The 18,016-nt window shown below is 70.6% G+C and carries 19 protein-coding genes; 9 read left to right on the top strand and 10 right to left on the bottom strand.

The window, feature by feature from the left end:
• Positions 1-3: 3 nt before the first annotated feature.
• From ACWDN5_RS30435 to ACWDN5_RS30450, 4 genes are all read right to left on the bottom strand, one after another.
• On the bottom strand, positions 4-699 hold the full coding sequence (locus ACWDN5_RS30435) for a phosphoadenylyl-sulfate reductase (protein ID WP_310972390.1): 696 nt from the start codon (positions 697-699) through the stop codon (positions 4-6).
• Positions 696-845, bottom strand: a complete 150-nt coding sequence (locus tag ACWDN5_RS30440) for an eL43 family ribosomal protein (protein ID WP_086860657.1) — start codon at positions 843-845, stop codon at positions 696-698. Before ACWDN5_RS30440 ends, ACWDN5_RS30435 begins: the two co-directional genes overlap by 4 nt.
• On the bottom strand, positions 842-2,536 hold the full coding sequence (locus ACWDN5_RS30445; protein WP_310972394.1) for a nitrite/sulfite reductase: 1,695 nt from the start codon (positions 2,534-2,536) through the stop codon (positions 842-844). Before ACWDN5_RS30445 ends, ACWDN5_RS30440 begins: the two co-directional genes overlap by 4 nt.
• Positions 2,537-2,632: 96 nt before the next feature.
• The gene (locus ACWDN5_RS30450) at positions 2,633-2,719 is read right to left on the bottom strand and encodes a putative leader peptide (protein WP_396136942.1); all 87 of its coding nucleotides are present in this window, start codon (positions 2,717-2,719) and stop codon (positions 2,633-2,635) included.
• Between the two features lie 250 nt (positions 2,720-2,969).
• Here ACWDN5_RS30450 and ACWDN5_RS30455 point away from each other — a divergent pair, with 250 nt between their 5' ends.
• From ACWDN5_RS30455 to ACWDN5_RS30465, 3 genes are read left to right on the top strand one after another with little or no spacing between them, the layout of a single operon-like run.
• A complete protein-coding gene (locus ACWDN5_RS30455; protein ID WP_449678702.1) occupies positions 2,970-3,386 on the top strand; it encodes a VOC family protein in 417 nt (138 codons plus the stop codon).
• A 46-nt stretch (positions 3,387-3,432) separates the two neighbouring features.
• Entirely contained in the window at positions 3,433-4,665 is a 1,233-nt protein-coding gene (hemW, locus tag ACWDN5_RS30460) for a radical SAM family heme chaperone HemW (protein ID WP_396136932.1), read from the top strand.
• A 59-nt stretch (positions 4,666-4,724) separates the two neighbouring features.
• Positions 4,725-5,645 carry an NADP-dependent oxidoreductase gene (locus tag ACWDN5_RS30465; protein ID WP_310972399.1) on the top strand — a complete coding sequence of 307 codons (921 nt, stop codon included), beginning with the start codon at positions 4,725-4,727 and terminating at the stop codon, positions 5,643-5,645.
• Here the strand turns inward: ACWDN5_RS30465 and ACWDN5_RS30470 are convergent.
• Positions 5,642-6,343 (bottom strand): TetR/AcrR family transcriptional regulator, encoded by a 702-nt coding sequence (locus ACWDN5_RS30470; protein ID WP_449678703.1) that lies wholly within the window; start codon positions 6,341-6,343, stop codon positions 5,642-5,644. The two genes, ACWDN5_RS30465 and ACWDN5_RS30470, sit on opposite strands and share 4 nt — an antisense overlap.
• A gap of 90 nt (positions 6,344-6,433) precedes the next feature.
• Here ACWDN5_RS30470 and ACWDN5_RS30475 point away from each other — a divergent pair, with 90 nt between their 5' ends.
• The 4 genes from ACWDN5_RS30475 (at position 6,434) to ACWDN5_RS30490 (ending at position 9,291) form a co-directional block, all read left to right on the top strand.
• Positions 6,434-6,844, top strand: coding sequence for an SgcJ/EcaC family oxidoreductase (locus ACWDN5_RS30475; protein WP_449678704.1), 411 nt, complete (start codon positions 6,434-6,436; stop codon positions 6,842-6,844).
• Positions 6,841-7,176, top strand: coding sequence for a hypothetical protein (locus ACWDN5_RS30480; protein ID WP_449678705.1), 336 nt, complete (start codon positions 6,841-6,843; stop codon positions 7,174-7,176). Before ACWDN5_RS30475 ends, ACWDN5_RS30480 begins: the two co-directional genes overlap by 4 nt.
• Before the next feature lie 63 nt (positions 7,177-7,239).
• Positions 7,240-8,052 carry a siderophore-interacting protein gene (locus ACWDN5_RS30485; protein ID WP_449678706.1) on the top strand — a complete coding sequence of 271 codons (813 nt, stop codon included), beginning with the start codon at positions 7,240-7,242 and terminating at the stop codon, positions 8,050-8,052.
• 9 nt (positions 8,053-8,061) lie between these two features.
• Positions 8,062-9,291 carry a serine hydrolase domain-containing protein gene (locus tag ACWDN5_RS30490; protein WP_449678707.1) on the top strand — a complete coding sequence of 410 codons (1,230 nt, stop codon included), beginning with the start codon at positions 8,062-8,064 and terminating at the stop codon, positions 9,289-9,291.
• A 498-nt stretch (positions 9,292-9,789) separates the two neighbouring features.
• Here ACWDN5_RS30490 and ACWDN5_RS30495 read toward each other — a convergent pair whose 3' ends face one another.
• From ACWDN5_RS30495 to ACWDN5_RS30515, 5 genes are all read right to left on the bottom strand, one after another.
• The gene (locus tag ACWDN5_RS30495) at positions 9,790-11,226 is read right to left on the bottom strand and encodes an alpha/beta hydrolase (RefSeq protein WP_449678708.1); all 1,437 of its coding nucleotides are present in this window, start codon (positions 11,224-11,226) and stop codon (positions 9,790-9,792) included.
• Between the two features lie 71 nt (positions 11,227-11,297).
• Positions 11,298-12,296: a TIGR03842 family LLM class F420-dependent oxidoreductase gene (locus tag ACWDN5_RS30500; protein WP_310972409.1), complete on the bottom strand. Its 999-nt coding sequence runs from the start codon at positions 12,294-12,296 to the stop codon at positions 11,298-11,300.
• A 9-nt stretch (positions 12,297-12,305) separates the two neighbouring features.
• Entirely contained in the window at positions 12,306-13,688 is a 1,383-nt protein-coding gene (gene hydA, locus ACWDN5_RS30505) for a dihydropyrimidinase (RefSeq protein ID WP_449678709.1), read from the bottom strand.
• Positions 13,688-14,470: a nitrilase-related carbon-nitrogen hydrolase gene (locus ACWDN5_RS30510; RefSeq protein WP_310972674.1), complete on the bottom strand. Its 783-nt coding sequence runs from the start codon at positions 14,468-14,470 to the stop codon at positions 13,688-13,690. Before ACWDN5_RS30510 ends, hydA begins: the two co-directional genes overlap by 1 nt.
• A gap of 10 nt (positions 14,471-14,480) precedes the next feature.
• Positions 14,481-16,040, bottom strand: coding sequence for an NCS1 family nucleobase:cation symporter-1 (locus ACWDN5_RS30515; protein ID WP_310972412.1), 1,560 nt, complete (start codon positions 16,038-16,040; stop codon positions 14,481-14,483).
• A gap of 220 nt (positions 16,041-16,260) precedes the next feature.
• Here ACWDN5_RS30515 and ACWDN5_RS30520 point away from each other — a divergent pair, with 220 nt between their 5' ends.
• Positions 16,261-16,953 carry a response regulator transcription factor gene (locus ACWDN5_RS30520; protein WP_310972413.1) on the top strand — a complete coding sequence of 231 codons (693 nt, stop codon included), beginning with the start codon at positions 16,261-16,263 and terminating at the stop codon, positions 16,951-16,953.
• Positions 16,950-17,942: a HAMP domain-containing sensor histidine kinase gene (locus tag ACWDN5_RS30525; protein WP_449678710.1), complete on the top strand. Its 993-nt coding sequence runs from the start codon at positions 16,950-16,952 to the stop codon at positions 17,940-17,942. Before ACWDN5_RS30520 ends, ACWDN5_RS30525 begins: the two co-directional genes overlap by 4 nt.
• Positions 17,943-18,016: the final 74 nt, after the last annotated feature.

Raw genomic sequence — 18,016 nt, forward strand, 5'->3', positions numbered from 1 at the left:
TCCTCAGCCGTGCAGTCCGCACTCGGTCTTGCTCTGGCCCGCCCACCGGCCGCTGCGCGGGTCCTGCCCCGGCTCCACGCGCGCCGTGCAGGGCGCGCAGCCGATCGACAGGAACCCGATCGACACCAGCGGGTTCTCGAGGATCCCGTGCTCGCGGATATAGCCGTTGAACTCGTCGTCGGTCCACGCCGCGATCGGGTTGATCTTGACCAGGCCGTTGCGGTCGTCCCAGGTGACGATCGGGGTGTTCGCGCGGGTCGGGGCGTCCACGCGCCGGACGCCGGTCACCCAGGCCGAGTAGTTCGCGAGGGTCTTGCGCAGCGGCACGACCTTGCGCAGGTTGCAGCACAGCGTGGCGTCGCGGTCGTGCAGCTTCGGGCCGTACTCCGCGTCCTGCTCGGCGACGCTCTGCTCGGCCTGGGCGTTCACGATCTTCACGTCCGGGTAGACCGTCTGGACGGCGTCGCGCGTGCCGATCGTCTCGGGGAAGTGGTAACCGGTCTCCAGGAACAGGACGTCCACATCGGACTTCACCTTGGTGGCGAGGTCGATCAGCACGGCGTCCTGCATGTTGGACGCGACGATGAAGTCGTCGCCGAACGTGTCGACGGTCCAGCGCAACGCTTCTTCCGCGGTCGCGTCGGCGAGTTCCCGCGAAGCGCGTTCGGCGAGGGTCTTGTAGTCGGCGGTGGCGGTCATCGGGAAACCTCCGGAAGGGACAGTCCGAGGAACTTGACCGAGAAAACCCGGCGGCAAGCAGAACACAGCCAGCCGCCGTTCTCTTCCGGCCGGAGGTCCTCGTCGCCGCAATAGGGGCAGTAGTACGGCGCCGCGCGCTCGGTCACTGGAGCGCGCTTTCATCGGCGCGGGCAGCCCATTGCGCGAACCGCTCGCCGTCTTCGCGCCCGGCGACGTAGTTGCGCACGACCCGCTCGACGTACCCGGTCAGCTCACCCGAGGTCACCTTGTGCCCGCGCAGCTTCCGGCCGAACCCGGCGTCGAGGCCGAGCCCGCCGCCGAGGTGCACCTGGAAGCCCTCGACCTGGTTGCCGTCGGCGTCGGTGACGATCTGGCCCTTGAGGCCGATGTCCGCGGTCTGGATCCGCGCGCAGGAGTTGGGGCAGCCGTTGAGGTGCACGGTCACCGGCGTGTCGAGGCCGTCCTGGATGTCGGCGAGGGACTTCTCGAGGTCCGCGACGAGCTGCTGCGCGCGGGCCTTCGTCTCGACGATGGCGAGCTTGCAGAACTCCAGCCCGGTGCAGGCCATCACGCCGCGCCGCCACGGCGACGGCTTCGTCTCCAGCCCCAGTTCGGCCAGTTCGGCGGACAGGGTGGCGACCTGGGCCTCGGGGACGTCGAGCACGACGAGCTTCTGCTGCGGGGTGAGCCGCACCCGGCCGGAGCCGGCCCGCTCGGCGGCCTTGGCGACGGCGACGAGCGTGCCGCCGCTGGACCGGCCGGCGATCGGCGCGGCGCCGACGTAGAACTTGCCGTCGACCTGGGGGTGGACGCCGACGTGGTCGATCGGCACGGCGGGGTCCACCGGTGGCGGGCCGTCGATCAGCTCGCGTTCGAGGTACTCGTCCTGCAGCACCTGCCGGAACTTCTCCGCGCCCCAGTCCTTGACCAGGAACTTGATCCGGGCCCGCGAGCGCAGCCGCCGGTAGCCGTAGTCGCGGAAGATCGAGATGACGCCTTCCCAGACGTCCGGGACCTCGTCCAGGGGGATCCAGGCGCCGAGGCGCTGCCCGAGCATCGGGTTGGTGGACAGGCCGCCGCCGACCCAGACGTCGAAGCCGGGCCCGTGCTCGGGGTGGTCCACGCCGACGAAGGCGACGTCGTGGATCTCGTGGGCGACGTCGGGCTGGCCGGAGATCGCGGTCTTGAACTTGCGCGGCAGGTTGGCGAATTCCGGCTTGCCGATGTAGCGGCGCTTGATCTCCTCGATCGCCGGGGTGCCGTCGATCACCTCGTCGGCGGCGATGCCCGCGACCGGCGAGCCGAGGATGACGCGCGGGCTGTCGCCGCAGGCTTCCATCGTGGTCATGCCGGCGTTCTCGAGCTTGGTCCAGATCGCCGGGACGTCCTCGATCCGGATCCAGTGGTACTGGATGTTCTGCCGGTCGGTGATGTCGGCGGTGTCGCGCGCGTACGCCTGCGAGATCTCGCCGAGCACGGTGAGCTGGGCGGTGGTCAGAGCGCCGCCGTCGATCCGGACCCGCAGCATGAAGTAGCGGTCGTCGAGCTCTTCGGGCTCCAGCGTCGCCGTGCGGCCGCCGTCGATCCCCGGTTTGCGCTGGGTGTAGAGGCCGAACCAGCGGAACCGGCCGCGCAGGTCGCCCGGGTCGATGGCGTCGAACCCGCGGTGGGCGTAGATGTTCTCGATGCGCGCCCGAACGTTGAGCGGGTGGTCGTCCTTCTTGGACCGCTCGTTCGGGTTCAGCGGCTCCCGGTAACCGAGCGCCCACTGCCCTTCGCCGCGCTTCTGCTTGGCACGCGCGGGGCGGGCTGGGGTCTGGCGCGTGGGCGTGGTCATGGGGGTGTCCTCCGGGGGCGGTTGGGAGGGCGTGGGCCGCGCGGCAGCGTTGCCGTGCGCGACCGGTGCCCGGTCAGTCGTGGTGGTGGCGGGGAGTCAGCGGGACACGACACAGAGTGCGCTCGCCACACGCCGGAGGTCGACGTGGCGGCGGGCCACCAGGCGGATTCCGGCGCGAGTCACGTCGCCAGCGTCTCACGTGCCCACAATGTGGTCGAGCCCCGTCCGGATGTTGGGACCGGGCTCACTCACGCCGTCTACCTGGCCTTTTGGCCGCGAACGCCGGTCCGCGGCCGCGAGGGGACCATGGTCGTCCAGTGGGCGAGGTTCGCGCGGCCGCCGGGGAGCCGGTCTGGCCGATCTGGCTTGCGTTCCGTTAACCACTATGCTTAAAGTACTACGAACACAGTGATTTGAACGAGAGGATCCGCCGATGCAGGTCAAGGGTTTCGGGGCGGGCTACCTGGTCGACGACGTCGCCGCGACCACCCGCTTCTACGCGGACGTCGTCGGCCTGCCGGTCACCGTCGAGCTCGACTGGTTCGCCAGCGTCAACGCCGGCGCGCCGGGGTACGAGATCAGCTTCGTGCAGCGGGGGCACGAGTCGGTGCCGCCGGCCCACCGCGCGCGGGAGACGTCCGGGCTGATGTTCGGCCTCGTCGTCGAAGACGCTCGTGCCGAGGCGAAACGGCTGGAAGAGGCGGGGGTCGAGCTGGTGACCCCGGTCGTCGACGAGGTCTACGGGCAGCGGCACTTCTACGTCGCCGACCCGAACGGCGTGCTGCTCGACGTCATCGAGCTGATCCCGGTCGATCCGGACTGGGCGGCGGCCAACCTGCCGGCGTCGTAACAGGTGTTAACCCGATCGGCCCCTTGAGGCGACCGGGCGTGACGGGGTGGACAATTCGAGCGTGCCCCAGCTGCGTCCCGACCCCGCCACACCGATCGATCCGGCGTTGCCGGAAAGCGCGCTGAAGGGGCTGGGCAGCAGAGCGTTCGGGGTGTACGTGCACGTCCCGTTCTGCGCCACGCGCTGCGGGTACTGCGACTTCAACACCTACACCGCGGGTGAGCTCGACACCGGTTCGTCGCCGCAGTCGTGGCTCGAAGGGCTGCGGCGCGAACTCGAACTAGCCGCGCGCGTGCTCGTCGTGCCGCCCGCCGCCGACACCGTGTTCGTCGGCGGCGGCACGCCGTCGCTGCTGGGCGCGGACGGGCTGCGGTCGGTGCTCGACGCCGTCCGCGACGTCTTCGGGCTGGCGCCGGGGGCCGAGGTGACGACGGAGTCCAACCCCGAGTCGACGTCGCCGGAGTTCTTCGCCGGAATCCGCGAAGCGGGCTACACGCGAGTGTCGCTGGGCATGCAGTCGGCCGCGCCGCACGTGCTGAAGATCCTCGACCGCGTGCACACCCCGGGCCGCCCGGGCGCGGCGGCCGCCGAAGCGCGCGCGGCCGGGTTCGAGCACGTGAACCTCGACGTGATCTACGGCACGCCGGGGGAGCGTGCCGACGACCTGCGGGCGACGCTCGACGCCGTGCTGGCCGCCGGCGTCGACCACGTCTCGGCGTACGCGCTGATCGTCGAGGAGGGCACGGCGCTGGCCCGCCGCGTCCGCCGGGGCGAGCTGCCGGCGCCGGACGACGACGTCCTGGCCGCGGACTACGAGATGATCGACGCCATGCTGTCCTCGGCGGGACTGCGCTGGTACGAGGTGTCGAACTGGGCGGCGTCCGACGCGGCCCGCTGCCGCCACAACCTCGGCTACTGGCGGGGTGACGACTGGTGGGGCGCCGGTCCGGGCGCGCACAGCCACGTCGGCGGGGTGCGCTGGTGGAACGTCAAGCACCCGGCCCGGTACGCGGCGCTGCTCGCCGCCGGCGACTCGCCCGCGGGCGGGCGCGAGGTGCTCACCGACGACGACCAGCACCTCGAGCGGATCATGCTCGAGCTGCGGGTCGCCGAAGGGCTGCCGCTCGACGTGCTCGACGAGCCGGGGCTGGCCGAGGCGCGGGCGGCCGCGGCCGAAGGGCTGCTCGATCCGTCCGCTTTGGACTCCCGGGGCCGCGCGGTGCTCACCGACCGCGGCCGGCTGCTGGCCGACGGCGTGGTCCGCCGCCTCGCCGGGTAGGGATTAAAACCGGGGGCCGGGTCGTTGCTTGTATTCAGCAACGACTTAGAGGAGGCCCCATGGCGCGCGCGATCAGGTTCGACGAATACGGCGACGTGGAGGTCCTGCGGGTCGAGGACGTCCCCCGGCCGGTCCCGGGACCGGGTCAGGTGCTCGTCGAGGTGCGGGCCGCCGGGATCAACCCGGGCGAGGCCGCCATCCGGCAGGGATTCCTGCACGAACGCTTCCCGGCGACGTTCCCTTCGGGACAGGGCAGCGACTTCGCGGGGGTTGTCGCTTCGCTCGGCGAAGGCGTCTCGGACATCGCTGTCGGCGACGAGGTGATCGGGTTCGTCGACACGCGGTCGAGCCACGCCGAGTTCGTCGTCGCCGAGGCCGAAAACCTCACGCCGCGCCCCGACGGTGTGCCGTGGGAAGTCGCCGGTTCGCTGTTCGTCGCCGGGACGACCGCGTACGCCGCGGTGGCCGCGGTTTGCCCGCGAGAGGGGGACACAGTCGTCGTCTCGGGCGCAGCGGGCGGGGTCGGCTCGCTGGCCGTCCAGCTCGCGAAGCTGGCCGGGGCCACGGTGATCGGCCTGGCCGGCGAGGCGAACCACGAGTGGCTGCGCGGGCTCGGCGTCATCCCGGTCTCCTACGGCGACGGCGTGCTGTCGCGGATCCGGGAAGCCGCGCCTTCCGGCGTGCACGCGTTCGTGGACACCTTCGGCTCCGGCTACGTGGAACTGGCGCTGCACCTGGGCATCCACCCGGGACGGATCGACACGATCATCGACTGGGCCGCGGCCGAGAAGTACAACGTCAAGACCGACGGCAACGCGGCGGGCGCGTCGGCCGACGTGCTGCGCGAGCTGGGTCTGCTGCTGGACAAGGGATTGCTGGAGCTGCCGATCGCCCGGGTGTACCCGCTGGAGGAGGTCCGGGACGCCTACCGCGAACTGGAACGGCGGCACACGCGCGGCAAGATCGTGCTGCGGCCCTAGTTCTTCGCCAGGACCTTCAATCCGGCGAGGTACGCCTCGAGCGCGAACTCGAGGCGTTCCTTCGCCGTTTCCGCGGAGAAGAACTCGCCGACCTGCAGCAGATTGGGGAACGACTCCGCGGGCAGTGACCGCATGTACGCGACCATCTGCTTGCCGCGTTCGCCGGCTTCGGTCTGGTCGATCTCGCCCCAGGTCCAGCCGCTTGCTTCGTACGCGTACGCCTTGGCGTAGAGGGAAAGGGCGTCGCCCGCGAAGGTCGCCTGCTTGAGCGTCAGCCCGCCGGCGCGAAGCAGGGCGAGCATGCCCTCGCCCTGCTTCAGCGAGTTGGGGGTGACCGGCACGGCGATGTCCCACGCGATGCGCGCGATGCCGCGGTGCGCGGCCATCACCTGGATCTGGTCGCGGACGAGGTCCTTGACCTGCTCGTCCCAGCGCGCCGGGTCCGGCTCGGGGACCAGCACGTCGGCGAGCACGGCGTCGAGCATCAGTTCCGCCAGCTCTTCCTTGTTGGAGACGTGCGCGTAGAGCGAGGCGGGCCCGGTCTCCAGTTCCTGGGCGATCCGCCGCATGGTGACCGCGTCGAAGCCCTCGTCGTCCAGGACGATCAAGGCCGCTCGGACGATCGAGGCCTGGGAAAGAACGGGTTTCGCGGCGCGGCGGCGGGGAGCGCTGCGCCACGGCGGCGGGGGAACGGTCACCCGAACACTGTACTTGACGCGAACGCCGTTCGAGAGTAGAACGGTGTTCGTGGGGCGAACGTTGTTCGCGGGCGCTGTGTCGAGGGGGTTGTGATGACTGCTGTTGCCGAAGTTCGTGGGGTGCTGGGCCGGCTTGCCGACGCGTGGAACGCCGGTGATGCCGCCGCGTACGGGCGGCTCTTCACCGAAGATGCGGACTACGTGACGTTCTTCGGGATGAACTTCCCGGGCCGGGAGGCGATCGAGAGCTCGCACCGGGCGCTGTTCGAGGGGCCGTTGCGAGGGTCGAAGCTGACCGGGTCGCTCGGCGGGGAAGCGAAGGTGCGGTTCGTCCGGCCGGACGTCGCGGTGGCGGTCGTCGGCGGCGGTTCGTCGCTGACCGGGGCGGAGATCGCCGACGAAGGGCGCGAGTCGACCGTGTCCTTCGTGCTCGTCCGGGAGGAGGGCGAGTGGCTGATCACGGCGTTCCAGAACACGCGGGTTTCGGATCCACGCGGGTGAAAACGCTTGCGGAGGCGTCGGGCGTGGTCGCGCGGCCGCCCGCCGAGGTGTTCGAACGGCTGCGGCTGATGCTGGGCGGCGGTGGTCACCCGATGCGGATGGAGGTCGACCGGGAGCGCGGGTGCGTCGCGGTGCAGGGCGGCTGGTGGTACCGGGGCGAGTACCGCGTCACAGCCGATCCGGCGGGAGCGCGCGTCGAGCACCGGGTGGTCAACGCGGCGTCGTGGGGCCGGTGGGGAGTGCCGTTGGCGAACCGGTTTTTCTTCGGGTTCCGGAAGGAGGTGGCCAGGGGATTCGGGAGGCTGCTCGCGGAATTGAGCACACCTGAGTAGCCCCGCGCCGATTTTGGCGCGTAGGCTGACTTAGGTAAGCCTTAGCGATGGTTGGAGTGGCCGATGGCTGAAGCACCCCGGCGGTCCGGGCGTCCCGCGGCACGGCTGCGGGTGCTGCGGACCGAGCGGCTGACCCCGCACATGATCCGGATCGTCGCGGGCGGCGAGGGGATCGCGCAGTTCACGCCGAACGAATTCACCGACGCCTACGTGAAGGTGCTGTTCAAGGTCCCCGGTGTCGAGTACCCGGAGCCGTTCGACGTCCAGGAGTGCCGGGCGACGATGCCGCGCGAGCACTGGCCGCGGCAGCGTTCCTACACGGTGCGCGCGTTCGACCCGCAGGCCGGCGAGCTCGTCCTCGACTTCGTCCACCACGGTGACGAGGGCATCGCGGGTCCGTGGGCGGCCTCGGCCCAGCCGGGTGACGAGCTGCTGGTGCTGGGCCCCGGCGGTGCGTACGCGCCAGGCGCCGAGGCGGACTGGCACCTGCTGGCGGGGGACGAAAGCGCGTTGCCGGCCATCGCGTCGTCGCTCGAAGCGCTGCCTGCCGGCGTCCTGGCCCACGCGGTGATCCTGGTCGAGAACGAGGCCGAGGAGCAGCCGCTGGTCACCAAGGCGGACGCGCAGATCACGTGGCTGCACCGGGCATCGGGCGGCGACGTCGCGGCGGCCGTGCGCGAGCTGCCGTGGCACGAGGGGGTCGTCCAGGCGTTCGTCCACGGCGAAGCGGGCTTCGTGCGCGAGCTGCGGCGCTACCTGCTCGACGAGCGCGGCGTGCAGCGCGAGCTGCTGTCGATCTCGGGCTACTGGCGCTACGGCAAGAACGACGAGGCGTGGCGCGAGGAGAAGGCGGCCGAGCGGGCGCGGGAGAAGTAGCCTCGCCGCATGGCGGATTTCGAAGTGGACGTCGACCCGGCCGAGGCCGGCTTCGACGCGGCGCGGCTGGCCCGGATCGACAGGCATTTCGACCGGTATGTCGAGGACGGACGGTTGCCAGGCTGGCTCGCGGTGGTGAGCAGGCACGGCCGCATCGTCCACGTCGGCCGCGGCGGCTTCCGGGACGTCGAGGCTTCCTCGCCGGTGGAGACCGACACGCTGTGGCGCATCTTTTCGATGTCCAAGCCGATCACCTCGGTCGCGGCGATGATGCTGGCCGAAGAGGGCCTGCTGGAGCTGGACGACCCGATCTCGCGCTGGCTGCCCGAGTTCGCTGCGCCGCGGGTGTACGTCAAGGGATCGGCGCTGGCGCCGCTGACCGAGCCGGCCACTTCGCCGATCCGCGTGTGGCACCTGCTGACGCACACGGCGGGCCTCACGTACGGCTTCCACCACGGCCACCCGGTGGACGCGATCTACCGCGCGGCGGGCTTCGAGTGGGGCACCCCGCCGGGCCTCGACCTGGCGGCGTGCTCGGAGCAGTGGGCCAACCTGCCGTTGCTCTTCCAGCCGGGCACGGAGTGGAACTACTCGATCGCCACCGACGTCCTCGGCCGGCTCGTCGAAGTGGTGTCAGGCTTGCCGCTGGACGAGTTCTTCGAGTCCCGGATCTTCGCACCGCTGGGCATGACGGACACGGGTTTCGTGGCATCGTCCCCATCCCGCTTGGCGGCGATGTACGTCCGAGACCCGGCCTCGGGCCGAGCGGTCCGCAACGACGCATTCGGCCGCATGGGAGCATCCCGCCCGGACTGCCTCTCCGGCGGCGGAGGGCTGGTGTCCTCGGCCCAAGACTACTGGCGTTTCACGGAGATGCTCCTCCGCGGCGGCGCCCTCGACGGCGTCCGGCTGCTGTCCCCGCGAACGGTGGCGTTGATGGTGAGCAACCACCTGCCGGGCCGAGTGGACCTGGAGGCCTTCGGCCGCCCCCTGTTCGCGGAAATGCCCTTCGACGGCCACGGCTTCGGCCTCGGCTTCTCGGTCCTGGAGGACCCGGTGAAGGCCCGAACGTTGTCGTCCCCGGGCGAATTCGCCTGGGGAGGAGCGGCATCAACGGCCTTCTGGGTGGACCCGGACGAGGACCTGACGGTGGGCTTCTACACGCAATTGCTCCCCTCGAGCACCTACCGCCTCCGCCCCCAGCTGCGGCAGCTGGTCTACCAGGCGCTGGTGGACTGAGCCGGAGCCACGGTCCCCCGGGCGGCACCGTTTCCGGCGTGCGCGCGGCGGGGACCTCGCCGCAGACGATGGCGCGGACAATCCGATAGCCCTCGAGCTCTTCCTCGGTCGTGACGACCCGCTCGGTGTCGTCGCCCGGCCGGCCCCGGCGCCGGCTGGACGACGCTGCCGCTCGACACGCTCACAGAGGAGTCGGGCTCGGACTGAACTGGTCACGGACCCGCTGGGTGAACGCGCCGTCGCACACCCGCGTCGTCAGGAACTTCACCCACTCGTCCTCGGGCTCCTTGAACTGAGCCGCGAGGATGCATTCCATGCCGGTGCCGTTCTGCTACCGGCCGCGGAAAAGAAATCGCCGCGGCGCTCCGCGGTGGCGGGTCGTCGTCGCCACCGCGGAGCCGTTTGCGACGACGCCCGCCGTGCCCCACTCGCTCCCGCTGGCGCTCGGTCGGGCTCGCCGAGCTGCGCGACGCCCTCGAGGCCGTCCGGCAGGGAGTCTCAGCCGAACGGGGCTCGGTCCGGTGCGCAGACCGTGCCCGGCGCCGGGACCGCGCCCGTGCCGAAGTAGCGGTCCAGCCACTCGTCGATGCACGCGCTCTTGCCGCGGGCGCCGTGGCCGTACGTGTCGAGGCTCAGCAAGCGTGCATTCCCCAGCAGGCGCTCGGTCCGCTGCGCTCCCGCGTACGGCGTCTCCAGGTCACCCCGGCGGTTGGCCAGCAGGAGGATCGGGGCCGTTGGGCGGTTCCACGGCCCTGCGTAGCGGCCCGGATCCTTGACCTCCCAGGTCGCGCATGGCAGCGTCTTGTAGACGTCGAACGGCCCGAAGCCGCGCCCTACCCTGTCTGCCCGCCGGGCGTAGTCCCACCACACGGCCGGGTCGCGGGGGTTCGCCGCGTCCGAACAGAGCGTGGCGCCGCCGCCCAGGAGGGAGTCGATGTCCGGTGGGCCGCCCTGTGCTGCCGGGGCGGGAGATGCCGGGTCCGCCAGGGCCTGGAGGAAGGCCGCCAGGCGGGGTGCGGACTGGGCGTCGGTCAGGTAGTCGTGGATGCGGGCGATCGCGCCCTGGTAGGTGACGACCTCCTGGCGCCCGGTCGTGTCGGTCACCGTGATCGGGCCGCGCTCGAGCCGATCGAGGATCGCCGGGTAGTCGAACGTGCATCGGGCGCCGCAGGCCGCCAGGAACGATTCGAGCGCTCGCGGGGCGTCCGCGAAGCCGTGCAGGCGGTAGCTCATCGGCGCGGCGCCGGTCGACCAGCGCACCGGGTCGTCGACCGCGTCGAGGGCCAGTGCGCCGACCCGGCCGGGGAACAGGTTCGCGTACGTCTCGCCGAGGTACGTGCCGTACGACTTGCCGTAGTACCGCAGCTTCGGCTCGCCGAACGCCGCGCGCAGCCGGTCCAGGTCGCGGGCGATCGTTCCGGTCGAGAGGTGGTTCGCCAGCGGACCGGCGTTCCGCTCGCAGAGGTCGGTGACCACGCGGGTGTCGGCGACCTGCTGCTGTTCGGCCGCGCGGGTCAGCGGAAACGTGCCGAGGGCACGTTGCAGGACTTCCAGTTGCGAGGGGTCGGTGAAGCAGCTGATCTTCGCACTCGCGCCGACGCCGCGCGGGTCGAATCCGACGATGTCGAAGCGGGCGTGCAACCCCGGTGTCAGCGCCGGCGCGAACCGGCCGGACGAGCCGGGGCCGCCTGGGTTGTAGAAGATCGTGCCCAGCTTGTGGGCCTGGTCGGTGGCGGGCAGGCGACCCACCGCGAGGCGGACCGTGCCCGCCGAGGGGTCCTGATAGGACAGTGGGACGTCGAGGTGGCCGCATTCGTAGCCGACCGGGCAGGAGGCTTCCCAGACGATCGGTGCGGGGCTCGCTGCGGCCGCGGGCGCAATCCCGGCGACTGCACTCGCGGCGGCCCCCAGGGCCAGCGCAACACGAAGGTTCATCGCCCGATCGTCCCGGCACCGGGACCGGGGACGCGCTGGTGCGCGCCCCCGGATCCGCGGTGGGGCAGGCCCTACGCGGTGAGCTTGGGGATGATCTGCGTCCCGTAGGACGCCAGCGTCGCCTCCCGGTCGTCGTGCATCAGGTACAGCGAGAACTGGTCGACACCCAGCTCGGCCAGCTCCTGCAGCCGTTCGACCTGGGCCGAGGCCGGCCCCAGCAGGCAGAACCGGTCGACGATCTCGTCCGGGACGAACTCCGTCGACGGGTTGCCCGCCTTGCCGTGGTGGCTGTAGTCGTACCCCTCACGCTCGCGGATGTAGTCCGTCAGCTCCCGCGGCACCGCCCCCGACGATCCGTACCGCGCCACCAGGTCGGCGACGTGGTTGCCGACCATCCCGCCGAACCAGCGCAGCTGTTCGCGCTGGTGCGGCAGATCGTCGCCGACGTACGCCGGGGCCGCGACGCAGATCGTGATGCCGCCCGGATCCCGGCCGGCCGCCCGGGCGGCGTCGCGGACCGCGCCGATCGTCCAGCGCGCGATCGCCGGGTCGGCGCACTGCAGGATGAAGCCGTCGGCGTGTTCCCCGACCGTCTGCAGCGCCTTCGGCCCGTACCCGGCCATCCACATCTCCAGGCGGCCGTTGCGGATCCACGGGATCTGCACGGTCTTGTCGTTCATCGTCACCGCGCGGCCTTCGGCCAGGTCCTTGACCACGCGCATGCAGTCGCGCACGGTGGCCAGGGTGGACGGTGGCTTCCCGACGACCCGGTGCGCGGAGTCGCCGCGGCCGATGCCGCAGACCGTCCGGTTGCCGTACATGTCGTTGAGGGTGGCGAACGTCGACGCCATCACGGACCAGTCCCGCGTGCCCGGGCTGGTCACCATCGGCCCCACCACGAGGGACGACGTCGCCGCGAGGATCGCCGAGTAGATGACGAACGGTTCCTGCCACAGCACGCAGGAGTCGAACGTCCAGCCGTAGCGGAACCCGCAGTCCTCGGCGTCCTTCATCAGCCGCACGACGTCCCGCGCGGGCGGGTCGGTTTGCAGCACGATCCCGAAGTCCATGCCCCGCTCCTAGTTCAGGTACTGGTTCAGCGAGCGGGACAGGAATTTGCCGTGCGACGTCGAACCCGAGAATCCGGAAGGCGACACGACGACGCGCCCCCGCGACAGCACCGTGTGCACCCGCCCGGTGATCTCGAATCCTTCGTACGCCGAGTAGTCCACGTTCATGTGGTGCGTCTCGGCCGACAGCGTCTGCGTCGCCGAAGGGTCGTAGATCACGATGTCCGCATCCGAACCTGCCGCGATGACACCCTTGCGCGGGTACAGCCCGAACATCCGCGCCGGTGTCGCCGAGCACGTCTCGACCCAGCGGCCGAGCGTCAGCTCGCCGGCGACGACGCCCTGGTGCAGCAGGTCCATCCGGTGCTCGACGCCCGGGATCCCGTTCGGGATGGCCCGGAAGTCGCCGCGGCCCAGTTCCTTCTGGTCCTTGAAGCAGAACGGGCAGTGGTCGGTGGACACCACGGACAGGTCGTTCGTCCGCAAGCCCCGCCACAGGTCGGCCTGGTGCGACTTCTCCCGCAGTGGCGGCGAAGCGACGTACTTCGCGCCCTCGAAGTCCGGCTTCGCGAGGTCCTCGATGGACAGGTAGAGGTACTGCGGACAGGTCTCGGCGAAGACGTTCTGACCGTCGTTGCGCGCCTCCGCGACCGCCGCCAGCGCTTGCGACGCCGACAGGTGCACGATGTACAGCGGTGCTCCGGTCACCTTCGCGAGCTGGATCGCCCGCGACGTCGCTTCTCCTTCCAGCTCCGGCGGCCGGGTGAGGCCGTGCTGCACCGGGTCGATGTGGCCCGCGGCGAACGCCTGCGCCGCCAGCTGGTCGATCGCGATGCCGTTTTCCGCGTGCATCATGATCGTAGCGCCGATTTCGCGCGCTTTCTGCATCGCGAGCAGGATTTCCCCGTCCGTGGAGTAGAACACCCCCGGGTAGGCCATGAACATCTTGAAGCTGCCGACCCCGGCGTCGACGCAGGCTGCCATCTCCTTCAGCGACTGGTCGTTGACGTCGGAGACGATCATGTGGAAGCCGTAGTCGATCGCGCAGTTCCCGTCGGCCTTGCTGTGCCACTTGTCCAAAGTAGACAACAGCGAGGTGCCCTTGGCCTGCACGGCGAAGTCGACGATCGTGGTCGTGCCGCCCCACGCCGCGGCCGTCGTCCCGGTCGAGAACGTGTCGACCGAGTGTGTGCCGCCGAACGGCATCTCCATGTGGGTGTGGGCGTCGATGCCGCCGGGCAGCACGTACTTCCCGGCGGCGTCGATCGTCTCGTCGCCGGTCAGCGTCCCGGGCGCCCCGACGGCGGCGATGGTCTCGCCGTCGACGAGGACGTCCGCCAGGAGGGCTCCCGACGGCGAAACGACCTGACCGCCCGTGATGAGCGTGGTCATCAGGCCTCCGCGAGGGGGCCGTAGGTGTCCGGGCGGCGATCGCGGTAGAACGCCCACGTGTTCCGGACCTCCTCGAGCAGCGACAGGTCGAGGTCGCGCACCACCACCTCGTCTTCGGTGTCGGACGCCGCGTCCCCGACCAGCTGCCCGCGCGGGTCGACGAAGTACGTCTGGCCGTAGAAGTCGTTGTCGCCCAGCGGTTCCACGCCGACCCGGTTGATCGCGCCGACGAAGTACTCGTTCGCCACCGCGGCCGCCGGCTGCTCCAGCTTCCACAGGTACTGCGACAGGCTGCGGCTGGTCGCCGACGGGTTGAACACGATCTTCGCGCCGGCCAGGCCGAGCGCGCGCCAGCCCTCCGGGAAGTGCCGCTCGTAGCAGATGTAGACGCCGATGCGGCCCACCGCCGTGTCGAACACCGGGTAGCCGAGGTTGCCGGGGCGGAAGTAGAACTTCTCCCAGAACCCCTTGACCTGCGGGATGTGGTTCTTGCGGTACTTGCCGAGGTAGGTGCCGTCGGCGTCGATCACCGCGGCGGTGTTGTAGTAGACGCCGGGCTGCTCGACCTCGTACATCGGCACGATCAGCACGACGCCGTGGCGCTCGGCCACCTCCTGCATGAGCTTCGTGGTGGGCCCGTCCGGGATGGCCTCGGTGTAGGAGTAGTAGTCGGCGTCCTGCACCTGGCAGAAGTACGGCCCGTAGAACAGTTCCTGCAGGCAGACGACCTGGGCGCCCTGGGAAGCGGCGGTGCCGATGTGGTCGACCGCCGCCTTGATCATGGACTCCTTGTCACCCGTCCACCGCTGCTGGATCAGGCCGGCTCGAACCACGCTCACTGATTTCCTCCTTCGTCGTGGACAAGGGCATGGAGAGGGCGGCGAAGACGGCGAACGCGCCGACCAGGCCGACCACCCAGTTGTAGTCGTAAAGGGGCTTGAGGAACGGGATGAGACCGCCGTCGGGGAACGGCCCGCCGTAGGCGCCACCGACCGCGAGCAGGGCTCCCACCAGCGTCGCGACCAGGGCGCGCCAGTTCCAGCCGCCGCTGAACCAATACACCCCATCGGGTGTGTAGAGGTCCTTCAGCCGCAGCTTCGTGCGGTTGATGACCCAGTACCCGGCGACGAGCACCCCGGCGACCGCGCCGAGCAGGCCGCCGTAGAAGCCGAGCCAGGCGAAGATGTAGATGTCCGGGTCGGAGTACAGCCGCCACGGCTGGATGAGGACGCCGATGACGCCGGTGATGCCGCCGCCGACGGCGAACGTGATCCGCTTCGGGAACGCGTTCGAGAAGTCGTAGGACGGGCTGACGACGTTGGCCGCGAGGTTCGCCGAGATCGTCGCCAGCACCAGCGCGACCAGCGCGACGACGACCACGACCGGGCTGGCGAACTTGTCGGCCAGCTGCGCCGGGTCCCAGATGTCCTCGCCGTAGAGCACGTGCCCGCCCGACGTGGTCAGGATGGCCACGATCGCGATGAACGTCATCGTCGTCGGCAGGCCGAGGATCTGGCCGCGGACCTGCTTGCGCTGGCTGCCGCCGAAGCGGGTGAAGTCCGGCATGTTGAGCGACAGCGTCGACCAGAACGCGATCATCGCCATCAGGGCCGGCGCGAACACCTTCCAGAAGTCCGGGCCCCAGCCGAGCTTGCCGCCGTCGGACAGGATCGGGCCGAGCCCGCCCGCCTTGACCAGCACGTACCCGAGCATGATCAGGAAGCCGACGGACACCAGCGGCGCCGTCCAGTTCTCGAACCGGCGGACCGCCTCCATGCCGCGCCAGATGATGAGCATCTGGCCGATCCAGAAGACCACGAAGGACAGCCAGAGCGTCCAGTGCTGCCCGGCGACGACGGCGGAATCGCGCCACCACGAGCCGAGCAGCCGGCCGAGGATGACGTGGATGGCCTCGCCGCCGACCCACGTCTGGATGCCGAACCAGCCGCAGGCGATGAACGCGCGCAGCAGCGCGGCCAGGTTGGCGCCGCGCAGGCCGTAGAACGCGCGGGCGAACACCGGGAACGGGATGCCGTACTTCGTGCCGGCGTGGCTGTTGAGCAGCATCGGGGCCAGCACGATCAGGTTGCCGATCGTGATGGTGATCAGCGCCTGCACCCAGTTCATGCCGAGCGCGATGAGCGACGCGGCCAGGGCGTAGCTGGGGATGTTGTGCGCCATCCCCATCCAGAGCGCGAAGTAGTTGTAGGTGGTCCAGGTCCGTTTTTCGACGGGGACGGGGGCCAGTTCCTCGTTGAAGAACCGGCTGCCTTCGAGAGACCGGACGTCGGCGGGGTCGAGTTCGACCCGGCCGTCGTCGTGCACGCGCTGGGCTGCGGGTGTCGGCGCCATTGCGGAATCCTGCGCGCCTGGTCAGCGCCGGGGCAACGGCAGTCTGTTCACTCTTCGCTGATCAGGAGTGCAGTCTGTCGATTGCGCGAAGGGGCCTCGGAGTGCATGACCTGCGTCACACATCCGGCCGTCACGAACCGGCAAAGAGGGTGAAACGTCTCCACAGGATCTTCACACTTCACACGAACCGTCTCCACCGGGGGTGCTTAGGGTCGTGGTCATGGAACCGGGAGTGCGGCGGGTGCTCGTCGTCGAAGACGACGTCACGATCGCCGCGTCGATCGCGGCCCGGCTGCGGGCCGAGGGCTTCGGGGTGGACGTCGTCCACGACGGACCGGCCGCCGTCGCGGCGGAGGCGTCCGGGGAGCCGGACCTGGTCGTGCTGGACGTCATGCTGCCGGGCTTCGACGGCCTGGAGGTGTGCCGCCGGATCCAGGGGCGGCGGCCGGTGCCGGTGCTGATGCTGACCGCACGGGCCGACGAGACGGACCTGCTGGTCGGGCTCGGCGTCGGCGCCGACGACTACCTCACGAAGCCGTTCTCGATGCGGGTGCTGACGGCGCGGGTGCACGCCCTGCTGCGCCGAGTCGACCGCTCGGCTTCGGTGGCGGGCACGCGGATCGTGCTGGGCGACCTCGAGATCGACGTCGACCAGCGGCGGGTGGCCCGGGCGGGGGTCGCGGCGCAGCTGACGCCGATCGAGTTCGACCTGCTGGTGCACTTCGCCCGGCGGCCGCGGGTGGTGCAGCCGCGGGAACGGCTGCTGTCGGAGGTGTGGGACTGGGACGTCCACAGCACGTCCGCGGGCACGCGGGCGGTGGACAGCCACATCAAGGCGCTGCGGCGGAAGCTGGGGGCCGATCTGATCCGGACCGTGCACGGCGTCGGCTACGCGCTGGAGGCGGGATCGTGAACTTCATCCCGCGGCCGCTGGACCGGATCCGGTCGATCAAGCTGAAGCTGGCGATCCTGATGGTCGCCTCCGGCGGGATCGCGTTCGCGTTCTTCAACTGGCAGATCGGCTGGCTGCCGCCGAAGACGACGATCACCGCGATGGTGCTCGCGCTGGTGCTGTCGCAGGTGCTGGCCCACGGCATGACGCGCCCGCTGCGGGAGATGACGGCGGCGGCACGCGCGATGGCCAAGGGCGACTACACGCGGCGGATCCGGGCGACCACCCGCGACGAGGTGGGCGAGCTGGCGCAGGCGTTCAACCAGATGGCGGGGGACCTCGGGGACGCGGACCGGCAGCGCCGCGAGCTGATCGCGAACGTGTCCCACGAACTGCGGACGCCGATCACGGCGTTGGGCGGGGTGCTCGAGAACCTCGTGGACGGCGTCGAGGAACCCGATCCGGGGACGCTGAAGACGGCGCTGCAGCAGACCGAGCGCCTGGCGACCCTGGTGGACGAGCTGCTCGACCTGTCCCGGCTCGACGCGGGTGCTTCTTCGCTGCACCTGACGTCGTTCTCGTTGTGGTCCCTGTTGTCCGAGGTGGTCGGGGAGGCGGCCTTCGCGGGCCGCGGGGTGACGTTCGAGGTGTCGGTGTCGCCGGAGGGGGCGGCGGTGACGGCGGACCGCGGGCGGTTGTTCCAGGTGGTGGCGAACCTGCTGGAGAACGCGGCCCGCCACGGCCCCGCGGGTGGGCAGGTCCGGGTGGTGGCCCAGGTGCGGCCGGGCGAGGTCCGCATCGACGCGTGCGACGAGGGGCCGGGCATCGCGCCGGCGGACCGGGAGCGGGTGTTCGAGCGGTTCACCCGCGGCGAGCGGCCCTCCGGCGGCGGGACGGGGCTCGGGCTGGCGATCGCCCGGTGGGCGGTGGAACTGCACGGCGGGACGATCGGGGTGGTGGACCCATCGCCGGGCACGGGGAGCCGGATCCGGGTGACGCTGCCGGCTTAGGTTCCGGGTTCCGCCCGGCTCCGGTGTCGCGAATGACTCATTCGGGACGCCCGAGGTCCCGAATGAGTCATTCG

The sequence above is a fragment of the Amycolatopsis sp. NPDC003731 genome (assembly GCF_053586895.1).

Coding starts and splice junctions, on each gene's coding strand:
- ACWDN5_RS30515 (WP_310972412.1), bottom strand. CDS start 16,040: ATGGCGCCGACACCCGCAGCCCAGCGCGTGCACGACGACGGCCGGGTC.
- ACWDN5_RS30490 (WP_449678707.1), top strand. CDS start 8,062: ATGGCGGATTTCGAAGTGGACGTCGACCCGGCCGAGGCCGGCTTCGAC.
- hydA (WP_449678709.1), bottom strand. CDS start 13,688: ATGACCACGCTCATCACGGGCGGTCAGGTCGTTTCGCCGTCGGGAGCC.
- ACWDN5_RS30495 (WP_449678708.1), bottom strand. CDS start 11,226: ATGAACCTTCGTGTTGCGCTGGCCCTGGGGGCCGCCGCGAGTGCAGTC.
- ACWDN5_RS30510 (WP_310972674.1), bottom strand. CDS start 14,470: ATGATCAAGGCGGCGGTCGACCACATCGGCACCGCCGCTTCCCAGGGC.
- ACWDN5_RS30465 (WP_310972399.1), top strand. CDS start 4,725: ATGGCGCGCGCGATCAGGTTCGACGAATACGGCGACGTGGAGGTCCTG.
- ACWDN5_RS30485 (WP_449678706.1), top strand. CDS start 7,240: ATGGCTGAAGCACCCCGGCGGTCCGGGCGTCCCGCGGCACGGCTGCGG.
- ACWDN5_RS30455 (WP_449678702.1), top strand. CDS start 2,970: ATGCAGGTCAAGGGTTTCGGGGCGGGCTACCTGGTCGACGACGTCGCC.
- ACWDN5_RS30500 (WP_310972409.1), bottom strand. CDS start 12,296: ATGGACTTCGGGATCGTGCTGCAAACCGACCCGCCCGCGCGGGACGTC.
- ACWDN5_RS30435 (WP_310972390.1), bottom strand. CDS start 699: ATGACCGCCACCGCCGACTACAAGACCCTCGCCGAACGCGCTTCGCGG.
- ACWDN5_RS30520 (WP_310972413.1), top strand. CDS start 16,261: ATGGAACCGGGAGTGCGGCGGGTGCTCGTCGTCGAAGACGACGTCACG.
- ACWDN5_RS30445 (WP_310972394.1), bottom strand. CDS start 2,536: ATGACCACGCCCACGCGCCAGACCCCAGCCCGCCCCGCGCGTGCCAAG.